Origin of the sequence: Arthrobacter sp. CAL618, from assembly GCF_000468215.1 — a bacterium.
In the GTDB taxonomy this organism is placed as follows: Bacteria; Actinomycetota; Actinomycetes; order Actinomycetales; family Micrococcaceae; genus Arthrobacter_D.
In genome coordinates this window covers 1-4,626 of record NZ_ASZW01000238.1, presented here as the reverse complement: position 1 = coordinate 4,626, position 4,626 = coordinate 1, and the positions used below count along the sequence as shown (strand labels likewise).

Genomic DNA, 4,626 nt, shown 5'->3' with positions numbered 1-4,626 from the left:
ACCAGTGCCAGGTTCTCCTCCGAGCGGCCGGTCAGCCGCAGGTAGTCCATGGTGACTTCATCGATCGGGAACATGGCAGCGGTGGAGCCGAACTCCGGGCTCATGTTGCCGATGGTGGCCCGGTTGGCCAGGGGCACAGCGCTGACGCCTTCGCCGTAGAACTCGACGAACTTGCCAACGACGCCGTGCTTGCGCAGCTTCTCGGTGATGGTGAGCACGACGTCGGTCGCGGTGGCGCCGGCGGGGATCTCACCGGTGAGCTTGAAGCCCACCACCCGAGGGATCAGCATGGAGACGGGCTGGCCCAGCATGGCAGCCTCGGCTTCGATGCCGCCGACCCCCCAGCCGAGCACGCCGAGCCCGTTGACCATGGTGGTGTGCGAGTCGGTGCCGACGCAGGTGTCGGGGTAGGCCTGCAGGGCGGTGGTGCCGTCGGTGGTGACCTCACGGGTCATCACCGTGCGGGCCAGGTACTCAAGGTTGACCTGGTGGACAATACCCATGCCGGGCGGCACCACCAGGAAGTCATCGAACGCGGTCTGACCCCAGCGCAGGAACTGGTACCGCTCGCCGTTGCGCTGGTACTCGATCTCGATGTTGCGCTCGAGTGCGTTGGCGTTGCCGGCGAAGTCGATCTGCACCGAGTGGTCAATGACCAGTTCGGCCGGCGCCAGCGGGTTGACGCGCTTGGGGTCTCCACCGAGTTCGACGACTGCCTCGCGCATGGTGGCGAGGTCGACGACGCAGGGCACACCGGTGAAGTCCTGCATGATCACGCGGGCCGGGGTGAACTGGATCTCGGTGTCGGGCTCAGCTTCGGGGTCCCAGTTGGCCAGGGCACGCACGTGGTCGGCGGTGATGTTGGCGCCGTCCTCGGTGCGGAGCAGGTTCTCCAGGAGCACCTTGAGACTGTAGGGAAGCTTCTCTGATCCCTCTACAGCGTCGAGGCGGAAGATCTGATACTCAGCTCCCGCTACCTCGAGTACGTCTTTGGAACCGAATGTGTCGACAGCAGTCATTGCTAGTATCCCTTCCAGGATTGGTTACGCCTTTGAACCCATCATATCCCGAAACGCAAGAATGCTGTATACAGTCGTACACACTAGCGTGGCGGCCCGGAAAAGTGGCGGCCCCGCAGGCTAGTGGTGGCCCCACCGCTTAGCTGCGGGTCGGCCACTTTTCTGGGCCGTCAGCCCGCCCCAACCGGCACCTTCGCAGCGCGGCAGCGGGATTCTCACCCCGCGATAAGCCCCCTTCCGTATCGATGTGACGCCGGGCACACTTGCATGAGCACTCGTTCACCGCTGGGAGAGCGCCGGAAGTCCGTCGAAACCTGCCCGCGGACGTCATCGCCGAGGAGGACCATGAGAGCCGTTCGGGTACACCGCTACCAGGAAGACCCGCTGATCGACGACGTGGCGGAACCCACGTCAACCGGTCCGTGGGACGTCGTCGTCGAGATCGGCGCCGCGGGCCTATGCCGCACCGACCTGCACGTCATCGAGGGGCAGTGGGACGCCATCCAGCACCCCAAGCTCCCCTACATTCTCGGGCACGAAAACGCGGGGTGGGTCCGCGAGGTGGGCTCCGCCGTCACCAACGTCCAGCCCGGCGACACCGTGATCATGCACCCCATCGTCACCTGCGGCCTGTGCCTGGCCTGCCGCGAGGGCCAGGACTCCCACTGCGAAAACTCCACCTTCCCCGGCCTGAACGTCGACGGCGGGATGGCCGAGATGATGAAGACCAACGCCCGCTCGGTCGTGAAACTCGACCCGTCGCTCAGGCCCGCCGACATCGCCGCCCTCGCCGACGCCGGCCTCACCGCCTATCACGCGGTCCGCAAAGCCGCGCCGCTGCTGCACCCCGGAACCCACGCCGTCGTGATCGGAAGCGGCGGGCTGGGCCACATCGGCATCCAGTCCCTGAGGGCGCTCACCTCGGCGCAGATCACCGTCGTCGACACGTCCGAGGAGGCGCTCGAGCTGGCGACGGCGCTCGGCGCCGACCACACCCTGTCCCAGGCGGGCGACGGCGGGAAGCTCCTTGAGATCACCGGCGGCGGCGCGCACGTGGTTTTCGACTTCGTCGGCGAGCACGGCACCGAAGCGCTCGGACTGAACGTGCTGCGCAACCGGGGCAGCTACTACACGATCGGTTACGGCGGGGCAGTGAATATCGACACCATCGAGATCATTTCCCGGGAGATCAACATCGTGGGAAACCTCGTGGGCACCTACCTCGACCTCGTGGAACTCATGACCCTCACCGCACAGGGCCAGGTCACCCTGCACACCCAGACGTACGACCTCGAAGACGCTGTCCAGGCGATGCATGACCTGGACAGCGGCAAGCTGGTCGGCCGTGGCATCCTCGTTCCCAACCTCACCACCCAAGGGAGATAACAATGGCGTATCCCGCTAAGTATTCGACGCTCAATGAGCTTCAACTCACGCAGGAGGCCCGGCGGATCCTGGTCCGGATTATCCGGGTGGCGTTCCCGCACCCGAAGATCCCGGACGGGCCGTACGAGCGGATGGCCGACAAGATCATCACCGAGTCCAACGAATCCACCTGGTTCAGGGTGGCCCTGACCCAGGGGCTGCTGACGCTGAACCAGCAGGGCGGCGAGAACTTCCTCGACCTCTCCGACGACCGCGCCCTCGCCGTGCTGCAGCGCATCGCCGACCTCGACTTCTTCGGCTTCATCCGGCGGACCACCGTCCTGAACTTCTATGACGACCCCGAGGTCTGGGACGTCTTCGGCTACGAGGGCGAGTCATTCTCCAAGGGCGGCTACCTGCACCGCGGATTCGATGACCTGGACTGGCTTCCCAGCCCCCGGGTCGAGGAGGCGGACGAACCGCTCACCGAGATCGGGCCGCTCGGCTACGACATCGCGCAGCAGGCACCGCAGCGGGTCAGGGACGCCGCAGACAGCACCGGCGAGGAGCCCGTCGAGGACCTCTTCAAGGGCCAGGACAAAGTTGAAGGAGGACGGACCATATGAGCAACGAGACAGCTGAGCACTCTGACAGCGCACACTTCGGCCTGGACGACGACTCGGTGGTCGTCATCATCGGCTCCGGCGCGGGCGGCGGCACCCTCGCCCACGAACTCACCGCGAAGGGCATCAAGGTGGTGGTCCTCGAAGCGGGCGGCCACATCAAACACGACGAGTACATCAACCACGAGTGGGAATCGTTCAACCAGATGGCCTGGCTGGACCCGCGGACGACGTCGGGCACCTGGCGGATTGCGCGCGACTTCCCCAACCTGCCCGCCTGGCTGGTGAAGGCGGTGGGCGGCACCACCACCCACTGGTCCGGCGCCACCCCGCGGTTCAAGGCCCACGAGTTCAAGACCCGCAGCACCTACGGGCGGATCGACGGCGCCAACCTCCTGGACTGGCCCATCACCCTCGACGAGCTGGCACCGTATTACGACAAGGCCGAGCAGAAGATCGGCAGCACCCACCGCCACGGCCGGCCGGCGTTGCCCGCCAACAACAACTACAAGGTGCTCGCGGCCGGCGCCGAGCGGATCGGTTACCGGCATTACGCCACCGGCCCGTACGGCACCAACGCCGAGCCCTACGACGGCCGGCCCGCCTCCATCCAGGACGGCTTCAACTTCCAGGGCGACAAAAACAAGTCCAAATGGTCCACCCTGGTGTCCGAAATCCCCAAGGCGCTGCGCACCGGGAAACTGGACCTCCGCCCCAACTGCCACGCCGTGCAAATCACCCACACCCCCGAAGGCACCGTGGACAGCGTCATGTACATCGACGACGCCGGGAACCTCCAACGCCAGCAGGCCCGCCTCGTGGCGGTGGCTGGTAACTCGATCGAGACGCCGCGCCTGCTGCTGCTCTCCGGGTCTCCCCTGTTCTCTGATGGGCTGGCCAATTCATCCGGCCAGTTGGGCCGCAACTACATGCGCCACACCACCGGCTCGGTGTACGCCAAGTTCGACAAACCGGTCCACATGTACCGCGGGGAAACGATGGCCGGTCTCGTGGCTGACGAGTCCCGGCACGACGTGGACCGCGGCTTCTCGGGTGGCTACTATCTGGAAACCATCGCGTTGGGCCCGGCGTTCCTGGCCAGCTTCGCGGACCCCGGAGCCTGGGGACCGAACTTCGCGTCACTGCTCGATGACTACGAAAACACGGCCGGGTTGTGGATTGTCGGCGAGGACATGCCGCAGGAAACCAACCGGGTCACGTTGAACACCAGTGTGACGGACCGGCTGGGATTGCCCGTGCCGAATGTGCATTTCGATGACCACCCCAACGACACAGCGATGCGCAATCACGGCTACCAGCAGGCGTCGCTGCTCTACGAGGCGGTGGGCGCGTTGTCCTCGCACCACACCCCGCCGTACCCGGCGACCCACAACATGGGAACCGCGCGGATGAGCGAGCGTCCGGAAGACGGCGTCGTCAATCAGTGGGGTCAGACCCACGACGTGAAGAACCTGTTCGTGTCGGACGGTTCGCAATTCACCACCGGCGCGGCAGCCAACCCGACCCTCACCATCGTGGCGCTGGCGATCCGGCAGGCGGAATACATCGCGGAGCAGTTGGCGACGTCGGCCCTGTAAGGCTGCCGGCCCTGTAAAGCT

Annotated in this window: 4 protein-coding genes; 3 read left to right on the top strand and 1 reads right to left on the bottom strand. The window is 65.7% G+C overall.

Features of this window, described 5'->3' with window-relative positions:
- Nucleotides 1–1,019, bottom strand: a 1,019-nt coding sequence (locus K728_RS0114150) for an aconitase family protein (protein ID WP_024477107.1), incomplete at its 3' end; no start/stop codon positions are given.
- Between the two features lie 345 nt (nt 1,020–1,364).
- Here K728_RS0114150 and K728_RS0114145 point away from each other — a divergent pair.
- Genes K728_RS0114145 through K728_RS0114135 form a run of 3 tightly spaced genes read left to right on the top strand, consistent with a single transcriptional unit; the run spans nt 1,365 to nt 4,605 of the window.
- Nucleotides 1,365–2,405 carry an NAD(P)-dependent alcohol dehydrogenase gene (locus K728_RS0114145; RefSeq protein ID WP_024477106.1) on the top strand — a complete coding sequence of 347 codons (1,041 nt, stop codon included), beginning with the start codon at nt 1,365–1,367 and terminating at the stop codon, nt 2,403–2,405.
- A gap of 2 nt (nt 2,406–2,407) precedes the next feature.
- Nucleotides 2,408–3,010 carry a hypothetical protein gene (locus K728_RS0114140; protein ID WP_024477105.1) on the top strand — a complete coding sequence of 201 codons (603 nt, stop codon included), beginning with the start codon at nt 2,408–2,410 and terminating at the stop codon, nt 3,008–3,010.
- On the top strand, nt 3,007–4,605 hold the full coding sequence (locus tag K728_RS0114135) for a GMC family oxidoreductase (RefSeq protein ID WP_024477104.1): 1,599 nt from the start codon (nt 3,007–3,009) through the stop codon (nt 4,603–4,605). Before K728_RS0114140 ends, K728_RS0114135 begins: the two co-directional genes overlap by 4 nt.
- Nucleotides 4,606–4,626: the final 21 nt, after the last annotated feature.

Bases quoted from the DNA above. Each gene is read 5' to 3' on its own strand.
- K728_RS0114135 (WP_024477104.1), top strand. From the start codon at position 3,007: ATGAGCAACGAGACAGCTGAGCACTCTGACAGCGCACACTTCGGCCTG.
- K728_RS0114145 (WP_024477106.1), top strand. From the start codon at position 1,365: ATGAGAGCCGTTCGGGTACACCGCTACCAGGAAGACCCGCTGATCGAC.
- K728_RS0114140 (WP_024477105.1), top strand. From the start codon at position 2,408: ATGGCGTATCCCGCTAAGTATTCGACGCTCAATGAGCTTCAACTCACG.